Genomic DNA, 16,392 nt, shown 5'->3' on the forward strand with positions numbered 1-16,392 from the left:
GTGAAATTTGAAACTTAGTTTAAAGATATTAAGCAGTCTAGGCATCTTATTGCCGAGTCTGTTGTTATCAGCATGTAGTCATATGCCAACGAAGATGCAAGCTTTAGGGGTTAAGCCTTGGGAGCGTGATATTTTGGCTCGTCCAGCGATGCAATTAGATGCTGCACCATTAGATGCAGCTTATGATGAACATATTTATTTTAGTAAAGAAGCAGCCAGTGGCGGTCGTGGTTTTGGTGGTGGAGGTTGCGGATGCAATTAACAAAAAAATCAGCACGCCATATTGCGCTTGCTTTGACTCAGGCTTCAACAGTTTTATTAAGTAGTCACGTTGCACATGCTGAAACGACAACGACATCTAGCAAAGAAAGCACAACTTCACCTTTTAGTTTATCTAAAATCGTAGAGCCAGGCTGGAAAGTCGATACTGCGGTGTTGATGTATAAAGAGGCGGACAGTCGTGTTCAAGCCATTGAACCGAGTCTGCGCTTTGAAAAAGACTTTGGTGATCAACATATCTTATCTGGAAAGGTCGTTGTTGATTCACTCACAGGTGCTTCACCGAACGGTGCGACATCAGCCAATGTGCCACAAACCTTTACAGGCCCATCAGGTAATGCTGCGAAACCAACGCCAGCAAACCAGTTACCATTAGATGATGAATTTCACGATACCCGTGTTGCAGCATCCGCAAATTGGCAACAACCGATTGCACCAGATATGAAGCTCAATGTGGGTGGAAATGTCTCAAATGAATACGATTTCAGATCAATCGGAGCAAATGCGAGCATTGCGAAAGACTTTAATGACAAGAATACCACTGTGTCATTGGGTGGGGCATTTGAGTATGACAGTATTGATGCGGTTGGTGGTGCGCCTGTACCTCTAACTCCACAATTGGATGGACAGAAACAACAAGGCACAAAGAGCAAGAATGTTTCTGATGTTTTACTTGGTTTAACGCAAGTCATTGATCGTCATTCATTGGTACAACTCAACTATTCATTATCGATGAGTAATGGGTACCAAAACGACCCATATAAAGTTTTGACGCTAGTCGATGCCAATGGCAATTTAATTGCTGATCAGGACTTTGCAGCGGGCAGTAATTTTTACCTATTTGAGAATCGTCCAGACAAAAGAACGCGTCATAGCTTTTTTGGTGAATACAAATATGGATTTGACCGTGGTGATGTTGCCGATGTCTCCTATCGTTTTACCACAGATGACTGGGGCGTTAAATCACACACATTTGATGCAAAATATCGTTATGCGGTTAACGAGAAATATTTTGTAGAACCCCATGTTCGTTACTATACTCAAACAGCTGCTGATTTCTATCATAGCTACTTAAAAGTGGGTGATGGTATTGAACTTGATGCTCAAGGTGAACCTGTTCCGACCGTACAGTATGCATCGGCGGATAGCCGCTTGGGTGCGTTTGATGCAACGACCTACGGTGTTAAGTTTGGGATGAATCTTGCAAATGACCGTGAGCTGAGTTTCCGCGTCGAACAATATGATCAGAAAGCCAAAGATCTAAAACCGATTGGTGGGAATTTAGCAGGACAAATTTTGCAACCAGATTTATCGGCAACCTTTGTTCAACTTGGTTATAGTTTTAAATGGTAATAATTTAATCTAAGCTATTAAAACCTATTACTTTCGAGTAGTAGGTTTCATAATTTATACTGATTTAAACTAAGCCTGAGTATGATGTCTCATAGATTAGAATTAATACAAGAAAATGATGCGCTTCATCAAATTCGCTTTACTGCGATGGCAAGCCCTTGCCAAGTGTTATTAGATCATACTGATTGGACGAGTGCAGCACATATTGCACAAGCTGTTTATGCAGAATGTTTACGCATTGAACAAAAATATAGCCGTTATCGGGATGATAGTTTTTTATCTGCTCTGCATCGCAATACAGACTGTTGGTTTGATGTGGATGAAGAAACAGCAAAATTATTTGATTTTTCTGAAATTTTACATCAATTGTCCGAAAAAAAATTTGATATTACCTCTGGTGTACTTGGAAAAATTTGGCATTTTGATGGTTCAGAGCAAGTTCCAACTATTGAGCAAATCAATCAGCTTTTGCCTCATATTGGTTGGGACAAAGTAAAATGGAATCAATCTCAGAAAAAAATTTACTTACCTCAAGGAATGTCGCTCGATTTTGGTGGAATTGGTAAAGAATACGCAGTTGATCGTTGTGCCGAAATCATTGAGCAATTAAGTCAGCAAGCTTATTTGGTCAATTTTGGTGGAGATCTCAGAGCTAAAGGACCAAGAAAATCAGGTTTGGCATGGCGAATCGGTTTAGAAACACCTGAGCAAAACAATCAAGCGCAAGCCTATTTTGATTTAAATACAGGGGCTATGGCGACCAGTGGTGATAGTAAAAGATATCTGTTCAAAGATGGTGTTCGTTATAGTCATATTTTAAATCCATTAACAGGGGCTTCTGTTAAAGATGCACCGCGTTCGATTACCGTTTATGCTCAAACCTGTATTCAAGCTGGCATGTTAGCGACCTTAGCAATGTTAGAAGGTGCAGGTGCAAAACAGTTCTTAGCAGAACAATCAGAGGGACAAGCATGGATTATCGACTAAGTGGACAACGTATTTTTTTAGTTGAAGATGATCTTATGTTGGGTGAGTCTTTGTCCGAAATTTTGCAAGCTCAAGGTGCAGAGGTAAATTGGCATAAGAATGCTGAACGCGTTATGAGTTGCTTGCAAACTTCAAGCTATGACTTGATGATTTTGGATATTGGTTTACCTAAAATTTCTGGTTTTGAGTTACTTGCCCAATTACGGGAAATGCAACAGGACTTGCCTGTACTCATTTTATCGGCACGGGACATGATTCAAGACCGAGTTTTTGGGCTTGATCTTGGCGCAGATGACTATGTTTTAAAACCTTTTGATTTGTCTGAATTACTGGCAAGAGTTCGCGTACTGATTAGAAGACGTAGTGGGAGAGCACAATCTAAAATTAAAGTGGGTGAAGTATGTCTTGATCCTAACTCACATCAGGTCTCTTATTTAAATCAGGTGGTGAATTTATCACGTCAGGAATATCGCCTGCTAAAACTGCTTATGGAAAATATTGGACAAGTGATTACACGGGATCGACTTGAAAGCACTTTATTGGATAAAGATGAATTGGAAAGTAATGCGCTTGAAGTGCATATTCATCATTTACGCAAAAAAATATTTCCTCAGTTCATTAGAACCATACGTGGCGTTGGTTATTTAGTTCAAGTAGAAGCCTAATGTCAGCAGTTTTGTCTATAAAAAAGCAGGTTGTCAAGACCAGTTTAACCGCCCTTATAATTGCGTTGATTGTGAGTAGCATTCTCGGCTATCTGGCTATTAAGCATGAAGTGGGTGAGCTGTTTGACGCAACTTTAATTGATAATACACGAATTATAAAAGGCTTAATTGATTCAGAACATACCAAACAAAATTGGGCTGATTTGCAAAATAGCCTTGATGAAACCTTGCTTGAACATATTGATCGGACAGATCAGCGCTTTAATGGACATGCCTACGAGAAAAAAATCGCAATTCAGGTATGGACTCGTGAAGGCGATTTGATCTTGCGTTCTGCCAGTGCCCCTAATCATGCATTGGCACCGTTAAAGGAGGGTTTGGTAAGGTTCGATGGGGATGATTACAACTGGATGGTTTATACCGTCTGGTTGCCAAACAAGAAAAAATGGTTAACTGTTGCAGAACGGTCGGACATTCGTCAGGAACTCTCTAGAAATGTTGAGGCCAGTTTATTGCTTGCGCTGATCATTGCATTGTTTTGTGCGATTGGATTGTTAAAAATTCAGCTTAAAAAAGCATTTGCGCCGTTAGTGGAACTGGGAGAAAAAATTTCTCAACGTGATTTTAATGATTTAAGTGCTTTGGAATTACCCAACTCGCCAGATGAATTAAAACCTGTCATTACTGAGTTAAATGATCTATTTCAGCGAGTCGATTCCTCATTGGAACGTGAGAAACGCTTTCTTGCCGATGCTGCCCATGAATTAAGAACACCGCTCACAGTGATTAAGCTACAGGTTGAACAGGCACTACTTCAACCAGAATCACGCCAAATGATTTTGGAGCGACTATTGGCCAGTGTGGATCGCAATCAGCAGGTGGTTGAGCAAATGCTATTACTTGCCCGCTTAGAAGCGGGACAAATGCTCATAAAATCATCAGTAGTCCTTTTTTCTGCCTTAATCAGGGAAACCATTGCACAGCTTATGCCATTGGCATTTAAACGGAATATTGAATTTGACTTAGAGGTTGCCGAAATTGGTGTGAACGGTGATTCAGCATTGTTACTTTCACTGCTGCGAAATCTTTTTGACAACGCGCTAAGACATTCTCCAGATGATAGCCATATCAATATTAGGCTGTTTAAAGAAAATCAGCAGGTTGTTTTTGAGGTTGTCGACTCTGGAGTTGGGATTAATCCTCAATTTTTAGGTGAGGTGACGGGGCGTTTTAGTCAGGGGGGCGGCAGTGATGTCGGTGCTTCAGGACTGGGTTTGGCAATAGTATCTGAGATTGCACATTTGCATGGTATGAAACTGACCCTTGAAAATCATGAAGAACGGGGTTTGATGGTACGTTTGGTTTGGCAAAGCCAATGATTTATAAGCATCTGCATTTAATCTAAGGCGTATTGATACTGGATCAGGACTGTTGGGTTTGTTGGATTGAATGTCGTCCTGAGCTGCTTTTAATCTTTAATATTTGGCTCTATTCTTGGAGTGTCATTCATTTCATGTCTGACCTTGCTAATGCGCTCGTAGATGAATTTTCGCATTCTATTTACTGCACCAAGTGGCTTATGTTCAGGAATTGAATGCCACGGTGAAAAAGAAAGATTTTCACAAAACCTGTTCTGGTCTGGGGTATCAAAAAACTGTTGAGGAATCCGAATGGTGGCAACCTTGTAAAAAGGAGCCTTGTTTTCTTTCCATTCGGTCATGGAGTCTTCAACCGACATGGTATTTGATGTTCGGGGCTGAATTAAAAATTCCATGCAGGCATCATTCTTTTGTAAACTATTTCGAAGTGACTCCCTTAGAAAGTCATGCGCGGGAGAAACTGGAACAGCTTCTTTTTTATAAGTGGAACATGGCTGAACAGAATATTTAACTGCCTGTCGGTCTGGGCCTAATCCTAATTGGTAGGGAACCATAGACCAATATCTGGCATGCAAGGGGTTTGCAATCCTGCTTCTGGAGTTTAAGGCAATCCATGTTCCTTTCGCTCCTAATGAAAAAGGAATATGAAGTTTTTTAACAAAGCCATCACTGTTCATGTCTTTTATGAATGACATATACCGAACAGGGCTATTCACAAAAAAAACTGGATGATTAATTAAAATAAAGTCTTGAGTGGAATGTTCATTATCTAGAAGTTTTGGTCCTGATATCCCCAGAACTTTGATTGCCATGCCTCTGGCATCTTTTTTACTATCTGCCTGAGTTGCATCACTGGATGCATTTGAAAAGCGAATCCATGCGGGATAGGTTTTCCCTTGAACAAAAATGCCCTGAGCAAGTTTTTGAGGAAGCTCATCATTTATTTTGAATTCTGCCTTGACGCAACCATGCGCTTTGGGATGGGCATCGCGCAGGGCCATGCCAGATTGATATTGCTTTCGAATGGATGTTTCAATGAGGTCGGCAATTTTTACAGTCATGGCTTCCTCATCAGGATAAAGAGCTTCTCCCAGATGTGTATCTACAGTGGAATAAGCCATGTCTCTGGATGAATTGGATGTGGGGTTTGCTGGGGCGGCATGTGCAACTGTACATATATTGATCATTAGCATCGGTTGAAGTATTTTTTTCATTCCATTATCCTTGCCTGAAATTAGTATCATGTCGTAATTTATTTAGTGGAAATGGCGTTTTTTGAGAAGTAACAGGCGGTACGACAGTTCTGGAAAACACAGAACTGATGATGGTGCTAACAACACAAGTTGTTTATTACCGAGGCAGCAAATAAATTATAGCTGTATTATACAGGTATTAAAGTTGCAAAAGGTAGCGAGCGTACTATATTTCAAATTCTATAAACTCTTTTCAAATATTTCATAAACTCAAACACTATGGTTTAAAAACGATATTTAACACTTGCACCAATAGTGCGTGGTTGTGCGGCAGAAGCAGTGTATCCACCGTTACCTGAATTGACCAATCCTAAAAAGTAGTGTTTATCTAACACATTCTTTGCCCAGATAGAGAAATCAATTTCATTCTGACCGTAGGGTAGACGTACGCCAGTGATCAGGTTCAATACACCATAGCTCGGTATTTTTGAATACATTGAGTTATTGGCATCGGCATAAGTCTCTGAACGCCAACCATAATTAATCAAACTATAGTGCTCTGCATGTGCAAATACATCATGTTGGTATTGCAGTGAAAGATTGGTGGTCCAGCGTGGTGCACCATTCACCTGATTGCCTGAAATATCACGATAACCTTTGCCATAACCACTGTCGGCAGTTCCACCCCTGCCATTAAAGGTTTCAAATGATGTGGGTGCTGTACCAGAATCAAAAGTTGCATCAGTGTAGGCAGCATAAAATTCACTGAAAACTGACGATTTAACTGCGCCTTTACATCTAGCTCAATGCCTTTGCTGGTCAAATCACCGACATTGGTCAATAGGTTGAGATATTGATTGTCAATTGCAATGGTGGTGACTGCCTGATAATCCTTAATTTTGGTTAAAAAGCCATTGATATTGAAAAACAAGCGTTGATCCAGCCATGTGCTTTTTAGGCCAATTTCTAGATTTCTGGCTTTTTCAGGATCAATATTGAGTACAGTATTGCCCAAAGCTGCTGCTGGCGTTGCCACACTGTTAAGATTATATCCTCCTGACTTTTCACCTGTGGATAGGGTGATAAACCCTAAAATATCAGGCTTGAACTGATAACTTGCGGTGAGTAAACCTGCCACACTCTGGTCTGTTCTAGAAAGATGCCCTGAATCATAAGCCCTAAATAAAGGGCTGAATGCGGTATAAACCGTAGGCTGAATATCAGTCTGTTGAATTTGTCCTGATTTTCTTTCCGAGGTTAAACGAATCCCTGTGGTTACATCAAATTTGGGGAGTACATGCCATGTCGATTGTCCAAAGAGGGCATAACTGTCTGTTGTGGAGTGACCGAGACCTGAAAGATAAGCATTATTGGGAAAAACTGTCGTGGCAGCAAGCGCATTTATGCCTGTTTGATACGAGTTATGACTGTCAATATTTTGATAATAGTAAAAAGCGCCGAGTACATAATCGAATGTTTGGTTCAGTGGAGAGGCAAGACGGACTTCCTGTGAAAACTGGTTCTGATCGACATTAAAGCCACCTGTAATCCCATCCAGACGTGTGAAATCCAGATCATTTTTGGGTTTAAATTTCCAGTCACGCCATGCTGTGATGGAGGTGAGCTTAAAGCCATTATCAAATAACCAGTTTAATTCAGTAGATACCGAATTTTGTTTAATTTTTGATTGCTGCTCTGCATCTAAATCTACTGCATAATCATAAGGGCTGCGTTTGATATTTTTCGCTCCCAATAGTGTAACTCTGTCTGCATAAGTTGTTGCATTTGATCCTGCTACACCTAAAGGTAAATAACTGGCAACATTCCCAGACGGATTCCACGGCCCGAAACTGTAGGGAATAAGAGAACCCGTGCTTGAATCTTCCTGATTATGCTCGGCAATCACACGTAAACTCAGTTGATCATCTGGTTGATACAATACTTGTCCACGTACCCCATAGCGGTTGATTTCATTTAAATCTTCACCTGTGTAGGTATTTTTGACCCAGCCATCATCATGCGTACCATATGCTGAAACACGTACGGCAACATCGTCCGACAAAGGCTGATTAAACATTCCTTTTATCTGATGGTAGCCACGTTCACCCATTGAAACTTCCACACTTCTTTCCTGATGAAATACAGGTGGTCTGGAGCTAATATTTAACACGCCAGCAGTGGTGTTTTTACCAAATAATGTTCCTTGTGGGCCACGCAACAAATCAATTTGTTCAATATCCAGTAGATCAAAGACAGCTTGTCCTGGTAGCCCTAGATAAACATTGTCCAGATAGATGCCAACACTGCTTTCCAAGCCATCGTTAGCGGTATTATTTCCGATCCCCCGAATCGCCACACTGGATTGTCGGGCGTGGATAAACTGTGAGGTAAAATTAGGTAATTGCTGCTGTAAGTCCTGTATTTGATACAGTTTAGCTTCTTCAAGCTGTTTGCCTTGAATCACGGTAATGGGAGAGGGTACTTTTTGTGCTTCTTCGGCACGGCGGCGTGCTGTGACTACAATACTATCAAGCTGTAGAATAGCTTTATCATCAGTGGATTAAGCTGATTTTGATGCGATCTGTGCTGATAGCCCTGAATCTGTTTCCTGTGCCTGATTCCCTGCATAGCTACCTTGTGAAATCGCTGCTAGGTGCAACTGGAGCCAAGGGTGACACAGGTGCCAAGGGCGATACAGGCGCAGCAGGTATAGATGGAGCGAAAGGTGACACAGGAGCGGTAGGTGCAACTGGAGCCAAGGGTGACACAGGCGCAGCAGGTGCAGATGGAGCCAAAGGCGACACGGGTGCCAAGGGCGATACAGGCGCAGCAGGTATAGATGGAGCAAAAGGCGACACAGGAGCCAAAGGCGATACAGGTGCCAAGGGTGATACAGGAGCAGCAGGTGCAGACGGAGCTAAAGGTGACACAGGTGCCAAAGGTGATACTGGTTCAGTTGGTGCAACAGGCGCGAAAGGTGACACAGGTTCAGTAGGTGCAACGGGTGCGAAAGGTGACACAGGAGCGGTAGGTGCAACTGGTGCCAAGGGTGACACAGGTGCTAAGGGCGATACAGGCGCAGCAGGCGTAGATGGAGCCAAGGGTGACACAGGTGCCAAGGGTGATACAGGAGCAGCAGGTGCAGACGGAGCTAAAGGTGACACAGGTGCCAAAGGTGATACTGGTTCAGTTGGTGCAACAGGCGCGAAAGGTGACACAGGTTCAGTAGGTGCAACGGGTGCGAAAGGCGACACCGGTGCAGATGGAGCGAAAGGCGACACAGGTGCCAAGGGCGATACAGGCGCAGCAGGTATAGATGGAGCAAAAGGCGACACGGGTGCGAAAGGTGATACTGGCGCAGCAGGTGTAGACGGCGCTAAAGGCGATACGGGTGCCAAGGGCGATACAGGCGCAGCAGGTGTAGATGGTGCCAAGGGTGATACTGGCGCAGCAGGTATAGATGGAGCGAAAGGCGATACGGGTGCCAAGGGTGACACTGGTGCGGCAGGTGCAGACGGCGCTAAAGGTGATACAGGCGCTAAAGGTGACACAGGAGCAAAAGGCGACACAGGAGCCAAAGGCGATACGGGTGCCAAGGGTGATACTGGCGCAGCAGGTGTAGACGGAGCCAAAGGTGATACAGGTGCCAAAGGTGATACTGGAGCGAAAGGTGATGGATTATTAGACAGCAAAACGGCTTATAGCATTGCAGTCAGCAATGGCTACAAGGGTACAGAAACAGAATGGTTGGAACAGGTTGGACTTGGAGAAAATGGTACAGGTAACCCATATTTCCAGGTACAGTCGAATACACCAAAAGTTGAACCAAAAGCACAAGCTACTGGAAAAGATGCAATTGCAATTGGAGCAGATGCTTCTGCGCAAGGTGACCAATCCATTAGTATTGGTGTTGGTAACCAGGTGACGGGAAACAATTCAGGAGCGATTGGCGATCCAAGTTATATCAATGCAGATGATAGTTATGCGATTGGTAATAACAACACCATTAATGGTGATGGTAAAACATTTGTTCTGGGTAATAACGTTAATACCTCTGCAAAAAATGCAGTTGTATTGGGTAATGATTCGGCGTCAGATCGAGATAATACAATTTCAGTTGGAGCAACAGGTAAAGAACGTCAAATTATTCATGTAGCAGCAGGAACAGCAGATACAGATGCTGTGAATGTGAAACAGATGAAAGATGCTGATATTAAAGTGTTGAATGATGCCAAAACTCATGCAGATGCGGGAGATCGAGCAACTTTAAATAGTGCGAAAACCTATACTAATGAGCGTGAAGTGGTGATTCGTCAGGACTTTGCGACAGCAGATGCTCAAGTATTGTCAGATGCCAAAACTCATGCAGATGCGGGAGATAAGGTGACATTGAATAGTGCGAAAACCTATACTAATGAGCGTGAAGTGGTGATTCGTCAGGACTTTACAACTGCCGATGCAACAACCCTCCGCGATGCCAAAGCCCATGCCGATGCAGGAGATCAAACTACATTGTCAAGCGCGAAAACCTATACTGATACCAAGTTTGCCGATCTGGAAAATGCATTTACGGATACGTCAAATCGTATGGCGCAGGATATTAACAAAAACCGTGAACTTGCAGCACAAGGTATTGCAGGAATTGCGGCAATGACCAATATTCCAACACCTGCGGTACAAGGTACAAGCACTGTCGGAATGGGAGTAGGTAACTATGATAGCAAGTCAGCAATTGCAGTGGGTGCAAGCCACTACTTTGATAATGGAGTTGCAATTAAAGGCTCATTCTCAAGTGGATTAAGTAGTAGTAAGACAACCGCTGTTGGTGCAGGCGTGTCTTATTCATGGAAGTAATATCATTGATATTAATTATGAAAGCTTAATTTTGATTGATAAGAAACACTGATTAATTTAATCAGTGTTTCTACTGAAAGTATTTAAAATTCCGTTTCTTATGATTTTAAAACCCTCATATTAAAACAATTGCTTACATTATATGCACTGTGCTAAATTGCAGCCGTCTCAATATTGAAAAAGCCTATCTTGAGAGTTGCTCTAGTCCTTGCCCTCTCGGCAATGTTCCTGCAAACCGTTGTATTTATACAACCACTGTTACCAGCACAATATCGTATTGCGCTGGTCTGTGTCACTATTTCCGATGCTTTTTCCAATACCCTCAGTGCTGCCCAACAGCAGAATGTTGATCATTTATCTGAACATCATCACCAGCATCACATGATGGATGACGATCAAAAAGCCCATACCACTCAAAGTCCTCATCAACATGATGTTGGACATGAATGTCCATACTGTACGGTATTTGCCAATTTAACCACAGGTCTGGACTTTAGCCTTGAGGAGGTCTTTGATCGCCTTTATGTTCGGATGTTGGCATTTAATCGTAATTTCCAGCATATTTATTTTGCCTTACAGCGGTTATACCTGTTACCACAAGGGCGAGCACCGCCTTTATTCGCATAAATACTGATTAGGAAATACAAAGCTTTTTTGCTTTGTTCTTCATTTATATTTTTGCGAGATTAATTATGGCTCAGCCTAAATTTGATTTACAACCGCTTGTGGTTGCGATGAGTATTGCCTGTTATTCAACAACAGTTTTTGCAGAACAACGTCAAGAAAATATCTTTCAATTAGCTCCGATAGTGGTCACTGCACAAGTGGCAAATGATGCCAATGGATTGATCGTTCACGCTGACCCAAAACAACCGATTCAGCCAGTTCCTGCGACTGATGGTGCTGCTTATTTAAAAACTATTCCAGGATTCAGTAGTATTGGAAGTGGTGGAACCAATGGTGATATTAGTTTTAGGGGCATGTTTGGTTCACGAATTAAAGTGCTGAATGATGGCTCTGAAGAGTTGGGTGCATGTCCTGCTCGAATGGATAATCCGACATCTTATATTTCACCTGAGAGTTTTGACCATATTACAGTCATTAAAGGTCCACAAACTGTACGTTATCCAACCCCAGGTTCAGCGGCAACAGTATTATTTGAACGCGATCCAATCAAATTTGAACAGGATCAACATTATAAAGGTCAGGCAAGTGTGGTCGCTGGTTCATATGGACGTGTAGACCATAATGTTGATGCAGCGGTGGGGAATGAGACTGGCTATGCTCGTATCAATGCTAATCGTTCGGTATCCGATGATTATCAGGATGGTGATGGTAAAAACGTTCATTCAAGTTGGGAGCGTTGGGGCGCTGACCTTGCCCTAGGCTGGACACCAACTGAAAATACGTGGATTGAATTGCAAGGTGGTAAGGGAGACGGAGAGTCTGCTTATGCAGGTCGTTCAATGGATGGCTCACAATTTAAGCGTGAAAGTCTTGGACTACATGCTGAACAACGTAATATCAATGATGTGATTAAAAAGGTCGAAGCACAGGTCGACTACAGTTTTAATGATCACATTATGGATAATTTTAGCCTGAGAGCCGTGCCCACAACAGGACCTATGGCGATGCCGATGGCAATGGATGTTACTCGTAGGACTTTAAATGCCAGAGCTGCCATCACCACTGACTGGAATAACATCAGTGTGGTTTCTGGTGTCGATTCCCAGTACAACAAACAGGCTGGCAATATGTATATGCGTGGTGATGTGCCACCGCCAATGGATGAAACTTTGAGTTTCCAAAGTTATGGCGCATTTACTGAAGCCGCTATTGCTGTGAATGACAATAATAAAGTCATTACTGGCGTACGTGCTGACCATGTTGAAATTGAAAACTTGGCAAGCAACAAAACCCGTAAAGATACCGTACCCAGTGGTTTTATTCGGCTGGAAAACCTGATGCCTGAGCATAATCTCAAAAGCTATATTGGCTTGGGATATGTTGAACGTACCCCTGATTTCTGGGAGATATATAGTACCGCATTACCATCAACAGGCACTGGCATGGATAGTATGACAGGTATGGATGGTATGACAGATATGGATGATATGGGGGGAGGAATGGTTATGCCAACTGTTGCCCGAACGTCGGATCATTTGGACTATCTCAAGAATGAAAAAACTCTACAACTGGATTTAGGCTATCAACTGGAACACGGCAAATACAATAGTTGGGCCTCTGCCTATACAGGTGTAATCAAAGATTTTATGCTGGTGAGCTACGCTGATCCTGAGAATGAGATGATTAGTTCAACTATTCGTAATGTCGATGCGACCATTGCAGGTGCAGAGTTAGGCGTGGGCTATAAGTTTACAGATAACATCCAAACCGATGCCAGTGCCATGTATGCATGGGGTAAAAACACCACTGACAATCGACCATTGCCTCAAATTGCACCTTTAGAGGGACGTTTTAATTTACGTTATGTTGCAGATAATTATTCTCTAGGTCTACTGTGGCGTGTAGTGGCAAAACAAGACCGCATTAGTAAAAATGAGGGTAATATTGTTGGCTACGATATGGGAGAGAGTAAGGCATTTAATACGTTGTCTTTAAATGGTGCGTATAAGCTGACTAAAAATGTTGAATGGTCAATCGGCGTTGATAATCTTCTGGATGAAACCTATGCCGAACATTTAAACAAGGGTGGGGCAGCGACTGGCTTTTATCCAACGAATACTCAATACAATAATATTGGGCGTAACTATTGGACTCGAATTAGTATGAAGTTCTAAGTTTAATGCTGTGGAAAGACCATGCAAGAGCATGGTCTTTTTTTAGCTTAATTTAGATTTTTTAAAACGAATTCAGGTGACTTTATAAATAACCGAATAAGTGCCTGAGATGGTTTAGATGGATGTCTTATGCCTCTTTCCCAACTTTCTACAGTTCTTGCAGAGATACCCAATTTAGTTGCGAGTTCTGCTTGAGAAATTTTCATTTGCCGACGTGCTCTGATCATTTCATCAGCCAGTTCCTCATCCTGAACAGTAGTTGAAGTGTGAGAGTCAAATTGCTGTTTCATCATCTCACCCTAATATGCCAGTTGCAGCAACAGTCTGAATAACAAGGCGATCAGCAATAAACCAAAAAAACCTGCAAGCCAAAGCAGGATAAACCACTGTGATTGAGATAACTTCATCATTTTCTCCTAGTGATAACCCTCATCGCCAACACGGACTTTATCCCTAAATACCCAGTACGCCATGATGGTGTAGATGATGATAATTGGGATCAAAATTAGTGCTCCGATCAGCGCAAACAACTGACTATTGGCTGGTGCAGCCGCATCCCAGATCGTCACTGATGGCGGAATAACATAAGGGAATATACTGATGAGAAAGCCTGTATAGGCCAAAAATACCAATGCCAAGGTATATAAAAAGGGCATCGATTCCTGACGTTTTTGGCAGGCACGAATGGTTAAAAAAGTGAAAACCACCACCAAAATTGGAACTGGACTGAAATACAAAATTTGAGGTTGCGTAAACCAGCGTTCAGCAATCATTGGATGTGCCAGTGGCGTATATATACTGACAGCAGCAAATATCAGTAGCAATACCATGATCAGTCTTGGCATTAAACGATACATACTGTTTTGTAATTGATCATCGGTTTTCATGATCAGCCAGCCACAGCCAAGTGCAGCATAAACCACCACGACACCTACACCTGTAAACAGTGCAAATGGCGTAAGCCAATCCAAGCCACCCCCTGCATAACGCCCATCGACAATATGTATGCCCTGAATATATGCACCAAGAATTACACCTTGTAGGAAACTGGATAAGACTGATCCGCCAATAAAAGCCGCATCCCATAGATGCTTGGTACGGTTTGCCTTAAAGCGAAATTCAAAGGCAACACCACGAAAAATCAGCGCAATGACCATCAAGATAATCGGTAGATAAAGGGCTGATAAGACTGCGGAATAGACCATTGGAAATGCTGCAAATAAGCCAGCACCACCCAGTACCATCCATGTTTCATTACCATCCCAGACAGGCGCGACAGTATTCATCATCACATCACGTTCCTGCTGATTTTTGATGAATGGAAACAAAATACCGATGCCGAGATCAAAGCCGTCCAGCACCACATAAATGAAAACACCAATCGCAATAATGACAATCCAGATTAAAGACAAATCAATCATGAAGATGCTCCTTGATCTTGATCATCAAGACGTTCATCTGCGGCACTCAGTGGACGCATAGGTGTTTTAAAATGACCGACACCGCCAACTTCTTGTTGCTGGCTATAAATAAATTCAGGACCTTTGTGCATCAGTTTCAGCATGTAATAGATGCCGATACCAAAGACGATGCAATACACCACCACAAAGATAATCAGGGTTAGGCCAACCTGCTCGGCTGAAACAGGGGAAAGTGCATCTTTGGTACGCATCACGCCATAGACCACCCACGGTTGACGGCCAACCTCTGTAGTAAACCAGCCAGCCAATAGTGCAATAAAGCCTGATGGTCCCATGAATAAAGCAAAACGGTGAAACCATTTACTTTCAAAAAGTTTGCCTGTTTTTCTCAACCAAACACCGGTAAGGGCTAACAACAGCATCAACATGCCTAAACTTACCATGATCCTAAAGCTCCAAAAAACCACAGTCGAATTCGGACGATCTTCAGGTGCAAAGTCTTTTAAACCTTTCACTGTCCCATTCATTGAATGGGTGAGAATGAGACTACCTAGATTTGGAATCGCAATCGCATATTTGGTACGTTCTTCCTGCATGTCAGGAATGCCAAATAAATACAATGGCATACCCTCGTCATAGTTGGTTTCCCAGTGTCCCTCCATCGCTGCCAGCTTTGCAGGTTGATGTTCGAGCGTATTTAAACCATGTGCATCACCCACGAAGACCTGTAAGGGAGCTAAAATCAGAATCAGCCACAGTGCCATCGAAAAAGACTTTTTCACCAAGTCATCCCGACGACCTTTCAGCAAATGCCATGCCGCAGTCGCTGCAACCAGTAAGGCCGCCACCATAAAGGCAGCAATGGCCATGTGAGCAAGGCGATAAGGAAAGGAGGGGTTAAATACAATTGCAAACCAATCCTGTGGCACAACAATGCCATTTTCTATAGTGAAGCCTTGCGGTGTTTGCATCCAACTGTTTGAGGATAAAATCCAGAACATTGAAATACAGGTTCCCACTGCGACCATAAGTGTGGCAAAGAAATGCGCCTTTTTACTGACTCGTCCCCAACCAAATAACATGATCCCGAGAAAGCCCGCCTCCAAGAAAAATGCGCTTAGGACTTCATAGGTGAGCAATGGACCTGTGACACCGCCAGCAAAGCGTGAAAACTCGCTCCAGTTTGTACCAAACTGATAGCTCATCACCACACCTGAGACCACACCCATCCCAAATGCAACAGCAAAGATTTTGACCCAATACTTAAACAGGTCTTGATAAATCGGATTGTTGGTACGTAACCAACGCCATTCCAATACTGCTAAAAAGCTTGCAAGTCCAATCGAAATTGCAGGAAAAATGATGTGAAACGATACGGTAAAGGCAAACTGTATTCTCGCCAGTTCAAGTGCTGTTAAACCCAGAGTCATGACTGCACCTCATCTTTTTGCTGATGAACT

14 protein-coding genes are annotated in these 16,392 nt (G+C 42.6%); 8 read left to right on the forward strand and 6 right to left on the reverse strand.

The annotated features are described in order from the left end of the window. Positions 1-7: 7 nt before the first annotated feature. The 5 genes from QLH32_RS18095 to QLH32_RS18115 all read left to right on the forward strand — a co-directional run bounded on the left by QLH32_RS18095 (position 8) and on the right by QLH32_RS18115 (position 4,663). Positions 8-262 (forward strand): DUF4266 domain-containing protein, encoded by a 255-nt coding sequence (locus QLH32_RS18095; RefSeq protein ID WP_283267424.1) that lies wholly within the window; start codon positions 8-10, stop codon positions 260-262. Next, the gene (locus tag QLH32_RS18100) at positions 253-1,632 is read left to right on the forward strand and encodes a DUF3570 domain-containing protein (protein WP_283267425.1); all 1,380 of its coding nucleotides are present in this window, start codon (positions 253-255) and stop codon (positions 1,630-1,632) included. The genes QLH32_RS18095 and QLH32_RS18100 overlap by 10 nt, the downstream gene beginning before the upstream one ends. A gap of 84 nt (positions 1,633-1,716) precedes the next feature. Then, complete coding sequence (locus tag QLH32_RS18105) at positions 1,717-2,619, forward strand: FAD:protein FMN transferase (RefSeq protein ID WP_283267426.1); 903 nt, start codon at positions 1,717-1,719, stop codon at positions 2,617-2,619. Then, the gene (locus QLH32_RS18110) at positions 2,604-3,284 is read left to right on the forward strand and encodes a response regulator (protein WP_279960683.1); all 681 of its coding nucleotides are present in this window, start codon (positions 2,604-2,606) and stop codon (positions 3,282-3,284) included. The genes QLH32_RS18105 and QLH32_RS18110 overlap by 16 nt, the downstream gene beginning before the upstream one ends. Before the next feature lie 71 nt (positions 3,285-3,355). Further along, positions 3,356-4,663 (forward strand): ATP-binding protein, encoded by a 1,308-nt coding sequence (locus QLH32_RS18115; protein ID WP_333661155.1) that lies wholly within the window; start codon positions 3,356-3,358, stop codon positions 4,661-4,663. An 89-nt stretch (positions 4,664-4,752) separates the two neighbouring features. Here the strand turns inward: QLH32_RS18115 and QLH32_RS18120 are convergent, their stop codons facing one another. From QLH32_RS18120 to QLH32_RS18130, 3 genes are all read right to left on the reverse strand, one after another. Next, positions 4,753-5,877: a catalase family protein gene (locus tag QLH32_RS18120; RefSeq protein ID WP_283267430.1), complete on the reverse strand. Its 1,125-nt coding sequence runs from the start codon at positions 5,875-5,877 to the stop codon at positions 4,753-4,755. A 263-nt stretch (positions 5,878-6,140) separates the two neighbouring features. Then, positions 6,141-6,485, reverse strand: a complete 345-nt coding sequence (locus QLH32_RS18125) for a hypothetical protein (protein ID WP_349307078.1) — start codon at positions 6,483-6,485, stop codon at positions 6,141-6,143. Continuing rightward, positions 6,482-8,320: a TonB-dependent receptor gene (locus tag QLH32_RS18130; protein ID WP_283267431.1), complete on the reverse strand. Its 1,839-nt coding sequence runs from the start codon at positions 8,318-8,320 to the stop codon at positions 6,482-6,484. Before QLH32_RS18130 ends, QLH32_RS18125 begins: the two co-directional genes overlap by 4 nt. A gap of 110 nt (positions 8,321-8,430) precedes the next feature. On the opposite strand from QLH32_RS18130, the gene QLH32_RS18135 reads away from it, so the two are divergent. The 3 genes from QLH32_RS18135 (at position 8,431) to QLH32_RS18145 (ending at position 13,511) form a co-directional block, all read left to right on the forward strand. After that, positions 8,431-10,710 (forward strand): YadA-like family protein, encoded by a 2,280-nt coding sequence (locus QLH32_RS18135; protein ID WP_283267432.1) that lies wholly within the window; start codon positions 8,431-8,433, stop codon positions 10,708-10,710. A 222-nt stretch (positions 10,711-10,932) separates the two neighbouring features. Then, the gene (locus QLH32_RS18140) at positions 10,933-11,337 is read left to right on the forward strand and encodes a DUF2946 family protein (protein WP_283269375.1); all 405 of its coding nucleotides are present in this window, start codon (positions 10,933-10,935) and stop codon (positions 11,335-11,337) included. 65 nt (positions 11,338-11,402) lie between these two features. Further along, positions 11,403-13,511 (forward strand): TonB-dependent copper receptor, encoded by a 2,109-nt coding sequence (locus tag QLH32_RS18145; RefSeq protein WP_283267433.1) that lies wholly within the window; start codon positions 11,403-11,405, stop codon positions 13,509-13,511. A 47-nt stretch (positions 13,512-13,558) separates the two neighbouring features. Here QLH32_RS18145 and QLH32_RS18150 read toward each other — a convergent pair whose 3' ends face one another. The 3 genes from QLH32_RS18150 to QLH32_RS18160 all read right to left on the reverse strand — a co-directional run bounded on the left by QLH32_RS18150 (position 13,559) and on the right by QLH32_RS18160 (position 16,362). Next, complete coding sequence (locus tag QLH32_RS18150; RefSeq protein ID WP_283267435.1) at positions 13,559-13,801, reverse strand: helix-turn-helix domain-containing protein; 243 nt, start codon at positions 13,799-13,801, stop codon at positions 13,559-13,561. A 126-nt stretch (positions 13,802-13,927) separates the two neighbouring features. Further along, a complete protein-coding gene (cydB, locus tag QLH32_RS18155; protein WP_283267436.1) occupies positions 13,928-14,932 on the reverse strand; it encodes a cytochrome d ubiquinol oxidase subunit II in 1,005 nt (334 codons plus the stop codon). After that, positions 14,929-16,362: a cytochrome ubiquinol oxidase subunit I gene (locus QLH32_RS18160; protein WP_283267437.1), complete on the reverse strand. Its 1,434-nt coding sequence runs from the start codon at positions 16,360-16,362 to the stop codon at positions 14,929-14,931. Before QLH32_RS18160 ends, cydB begins: the two co-directional genes overlap by 4 nt. Positions 16,363-16,392 lie beyond the last annotated feature (30 nt).

The sequence above is a fragment of the Acinetobacter corruptisaponis genome (assembly GCF_030053775.1).
GTDB classification, from domain to species: domain Bacteria; phylum Pseudomonadota; class Gammaproteobacteria; order Pseudomonadales; family Moraxellaceae; genus Acinetobacter; species Acinetobacter corruptisaponis.